Genomic DNA, 4,423 nt, shown 5'->3' with positions numbered 1-4,423 from the left:
GGCCCACATCACCAGTGGGACCGGTGGGACCCACATCACCAGTGGGACCGGTGGGACCCACATCACCAGTGGGACCGGTGGGACCCACATCGCCAGTGGGACCGGTGGGGCCCGTGGGGCCGGTGGGATTCGGATCTTCAATTGTTACGATTGCAGAGCCCTGTGCTACTGTGATGTCTAGTGTAGAGGATTGGAAAATTAAGTTTTCCCCCACTCCAACGGTGGCAGCCCCTACGGGACCCAGAACGTTGAAGAGTACTTCCTCGGGTCCAAACGTTCCGGTGGGACCAGTCGGGCCGGTAGGACCAGTCGGGCCGGTGGGGCCAGTTGTGCCTACACCAGTCGCCCCGGTGGGACCGATGGGTCCCTGTGGACCTTGGGGTCCTTGTGGACCCTGGGGGCCCTGTGGACCTTGGGGTCCTTGTGGACCCTGGGGGCCCTGTGGACCCTGGGGACCTTGCGGACCTTGCGGTCCGGTTGGACCGGTGGGTCCTTGCCGTCCGGGACAACCGGGACAGCCGGGAGGGCCCGGAGGGCCGGGAACGCAGCAATAGGAATTGCAAGAAGAGCCGGAATAAATTTTCATCGTGCAATCCCCAGAATTTGTAGAAGAATTATCGCATCCCGAGTTGGGAGGCGGACAGTTTCTGAAAGCCATATACGAAGTTCCTTTCATGATATTAGGCTGGCGAAACCCAATACAGTGTATGCTCTCTCTTCTAACTTTGCCATCCGCTCACGGCTGCGGACAAGTTTCGCACGGCACACTGGCCGGTTCGCAGCATGTTCAGGTTGCAAGCTCCGGCTAAGGCCAACCGGATAAAAAAGCTTGTGAATATCACAAAATCAGTATATCATGTAAGCATTCGCCCATCCGAAACAGCTGAAAACGAAGGAAGGCGAGCGTAACGTGCCCTTGCTGAATGTTGCACCTTCGAATCTACTTGGACATCTATACGCATGTGTTTTCTGATAGAATCCGCAAGGGAACAAAAAATAAATAGTGGCTTTTAATCCTGCTTTTGAAAGCATGAGCACAGTGGTGAACACAGGATTCATGCTTTATAAAATTAAGGCGTTTTTAGCCGGTTCGAGTCCCTTCTTCTCTTGCACCACCCCCCCCCTGAAAGCCAATACTTTCAGGGGGGTACTGTATTTATTACAAATCTTTTGGATAAAGCTAACCTTATTCCTTTTACAGATGGCATTCTCCAAACGCAGGAATTGTCAAGAAGTCTCTGTCATGGCGTTGGCAGCGGAAGGAATCTGTATCATAAACAATTCCCCAACAAAATTTTCCACCACCAACTAAGAGGAGGTTCCCGCATGACAAGCTGGAAGCGCAATGTGACGCTTTATATGGCAGGACAGTTCGTATCCATGTTCGGCTCAATGCTGGTGCAGCACGCCATTACATGGCAGATTACGCTGGAGACGAAATCCGGCATCATCATGACGCTGTTCACCTGCGCGGCGCTGCTGCCCATGACGCTGATTTCGCCCTTTGCGGGCGTTTGGGCGGACAGGTACAATCGCAAATATCTGATTGTTATTTCCGACGGGTGCATTGCTCTGATTACGCTGGGGCTTGCGCTGGCATATCTTTCTGGACATAGAAGCATCTGGCTCATGCTCATCGTGGTGGCGGCCCGATCACTCGGGCAGGGGATTCAGCAGCCCGCGGTGTCCGCCATGATTCCTCAAATGGTCCCCTTGGAAAGCTTGCAGCGGTTTAACGGCATCCAAAGCTCGATTCAGTCACTGAACATGTTTGTCTCGCCTATGGCGGCAGGTGCACTGCTGTCGCTGATGCCCATTGGATATATTTTCTTCATTGATGTAATCACCGCGGCCGTCGGCATTTCCATCGTGTTTCTTTTCGTCAAAGTGTCCGGCGTTCCCCGCACGGGGGAGATTCAGCGCGGCATAAAAGCCTATCTGCACGAATTGCAGGAGGGCCTGCGGTATATCAACTCCCAGGCATGGCTGAAGCTGATCATCGCCTACGGCGCGTTCTTTTCTTTTTTCGTGTCCCCCTCCGCGTTGCTTACGCCTCTTCAGGCGGCCCGCACCTTTGGGGACGATGTGTGGCGCCTCACTGCCATCGAGCTAGTATTTTCAGCGGGCGCGATTTTGGGAGGCGTGGTGATTTCCGCGTGGGGCGGCTTTAAAAACAAGGCCCACACGATGATTCTCGCCTGCGTGCTGTTCGGGCTTACCAGCGTCCTTTTGGGCGTGATCCCAAATTTTTGGGTGTACCTCGGCATCATGCTTTTGTGCGGAGCAACGGTGCCCCTGTACAACTCGCCCAGCATGACGCTGCTGCAAAGCAGCATCGACCCAGACAAAATGGGCCGGGTGTTCAGCGTGATGGCAATGTTTAGCGGACTTGCCATGCCGCTGGGCATGGCCGTGTTCGGCCCCTTGGGTGACATGGTGAAAATCGAATGGCTGCTGATCATCTCCGGCGCGGCAATTTTTATCAGCGGAATTGCTCTGCTGGGAGCGCGGTCCTTGATTGAAGTGGGAAAATAAGCCCGGCCGATTTTGCGCAAGCGGCAGGGCGCGGATGCGGAATTACTCCGCCTCCGCGCTTCTTGCTCTCCCCTTTGTCAATGGCTCCATTGTCCCTTCCTGTTCGTCTTGGCTGAGGTACAATTCCTCACATTCCTGCTGCGCGGCAATCAGGTGATTGACGGCCTCCTCCGAGGCCCGGAACAGCTTTAAATACAGTTCCTTGTAATCCGGCACATACACACCTCCTACCTTTTTATAGTTTAGAACAAAACATTCAAAAAATCAATAGAACAAATTGTTCTTAGCTATACTGAACATGGTGATAAACATGGAGCGATACGAGAGAATACGAAGTCTACGCGAGGACGCAGACCTGACGCAGGAAAAGGTGGGCAAGGCCATTAATATTCCCCAGCGCACTTATGCTTATTATGAGAGCGGACAGAGAATGGTTCCCCCGCATGTCCTGTGCTCTCTGGCGGATTTTTACGATGTAAGCGTTGATTACATTCTGGGACGAACCGCTAGCAAAAAAACCGCGCGATAGTGGCACGGCGTCATGAGAATAGCGGCGGCGGAATTGTAACGATTCTGCCGCTGTTTTCCTTTACAAACGGGGAAAACTCCTATATAATGTTTTGGCTGATGAAATACGCGAAATGGAGAATCAATCATGGCTTTGATCGAATATGACGAATATAAGCAGCGGCTGAGCGCTCTTGGGCCGGAGCTTGAAAAGCTGGGCGCGGCGCTGGATATCGATTCCGCCAGACGTGAGGCCGACAGTCTGGAGGCTCAGACCGGCGAGCCGGAGTTTTGGAACGATTTGGAGCGCTCTCAAAAGGTGCAGCAGCAGCTCAAGCGCTTGCAGAGTAAGCTGGGCCGCTATGAGAAAATGGTGGGTGAGCTGGAGGATTTGAAAACCCTGTGCGAAATGGGGCAGGAAGAGGACGACGCCTCCCTTCTGGAGGAGTTGAAGACAGGCTATGCCCAGCTGGAGGAGGAGATCTCTGAGCAGCGACTTTCCACCCTCCTCTCCGGGGAGTATGACAGTTGCAGCGCCATTTTGTCCTTCCATGCCGGGGCCGGCGGCACCGAAGCGCAGGATTGGACCGAGATGCTGTATCGGATGTATACCCGCTGGGCGGAGCGCCACGACTTTAAATATCAAATTCTGGACTTTGAGGACGGCGAGGAAGCGGGAATTAAATCCGCCACCATCTCCATCGAGGGTGAAAATGCGTACGGCTTTTTGAAAAGCGAGCACGGGGTGCACCGTCTGGTGCGGGTTTCCCCCTTTGACGCAAACGCCCGCAGACAGACTTCTTTCGCTGCACTGGAAGTCATGCCCGACCTTCCGGACGACGCAGAGGTGGAAATTCGGCCGGAGGATATTGAGATGCAGGTCTACCGCGCCTCCGGCGCCGGCGGACAGCACATTAACAAAACCTCCTCTGCCGTGCGTTTGATTCACCTGCCCACGGGCGTTGTTGTCTCCTGCCAGACGGAGCGCAGCCAGTTTCAAAACAAAGATAACTGCATGAAGATGATGCGGGCAAAGCTGTTGGAACTGAAGGCACAGCAGCATGCCGAGAAGATTTCGGACATCAAGGGCGTGCAGATGAAAATTGAGTGGGGCAGCCAAATCCGCTCCTATGTCTTCATGCCCTACACCATGGCCAAGGATACCCGCACAGGTTATGAAACCAGCAACATCAATGGTGTGATGGACGGCGACATCGACGGGTTTATCAATGCCTACCTCACCGCGTCCGCCACCGGCGAACTAAAAAAATAAGGGAGCGTTGTCTTCCGTATGCGCCGGATTCTACGACTCTTGAACTAAATGCATTAGCGCAAATTGCGGCGCGGCTGATGGCCGCGCCGTTTTTCATAGGGCAGCGGT

At 54.0% G+C, this 4,423-nt stretch carries 4 protein-coding genes and 1 pseudogene; 3 read left to right on the top strand and 2 right to left on the bottom strand.

The window, feature by feature from the left end:
• A pseudogene (locus RT018_RS06470) lies at positions 1-214 on the bottom strand (collagen-like protein); the annotation flags it as partial.
• A 1,112-nt stretch (positions 215-1,326) separates the two neighbouring features.
• Between RT018_RS06470 and RT018_RS06465 the strand changes: the two are divergent.
• The gene (locus tag RT018_RS06465) at positions 1,327-2,535 is read left to right on the top strand and encodes an MFS transporter (RefSeq protein WP_312940301.1); all 1,209 of its coding nucleotides are present in this window, start codon (positions 1,327-1,329) and stop codon (positions 2,533-2,535) included.
• 42 nt (positions 2,536-2,577) lie between these two features.
• Here RT018_RS06465 and RT018_RS06460 read toward each other — a convergent pair whose 3' ends face one another.
• A complete protein-coding gene (locus RT018_RS06460; protein WP_312940298.1) occupies positions 2,578-2,751 on the bottom strand; it encodes a hypothetical protein in 174 nt (57 codons plus the stop codon).
• A gap of 94 nt (positions 2,752-2,845) precedes the next feature.
• Between RT018_RS06460 and RT018_RS06455 the strand changes: the two genes are divergently transcribed.
• Complete coding sequence (locus RT018_RS06455) at positions 2,846-3,064, top strand: helix-turn-helix transcriptional regulator (protein WP_312940296.1); 219 nt, start codon at positions 2,846-2,848, stop codon at positions 3,062-3,064.
• Positions 3,065-3,190: 126 nt separating this feature from the next.
• Positions 3,191-4,315, top strand: coding sequence for a peptide chain release factor 2 (gene prfB, locus RT018_RS06450; RefSeq protein ID WP_312940294.1), 1,125 nt, complete (start codon positions 3,191-3,193; stop codon positions 4,313-4,315).
• The last annotated feature ends 108 nt before the right edge of the window (positions 4,316-4,423 follow it).

Source organism: Oscillibacter sp., assembly GCF_032060045.1.
Taxonomy (GTDB): domain Bacteria; phylum Bacillota; class Clostridia; order Oscillospirales; family Oscillospiraceae; genus Oscillibacter.
The sequence above is the reverse complement of the archived record's forward strand: the minus strand, read 5'-3'. Positions and strand labels throughout refer to the sequence as shown.

Coding starts and splice junctions, on each gene's coding strand:
- prfB (WP_312940294.1), top strand. CDS start 3,191: ATGGCTTTGATCGAATATGACGAATATAAGCAGCGGCTGAGCGCTCTT.
- RT018_RS06455 (WP_312940296.1), top strand. CDS start 2,846: ATGGAGCGATACGAGAGAATACGAAGTCTACGCGAGGACGCAGACCTG.
- RT018_RS06465 (WP_312940301.1), top strand. CDS start 1,327: ATGACAAGCTGGAAGCGCAATGTGACGCTTTATATGGCAGGACAGTTC.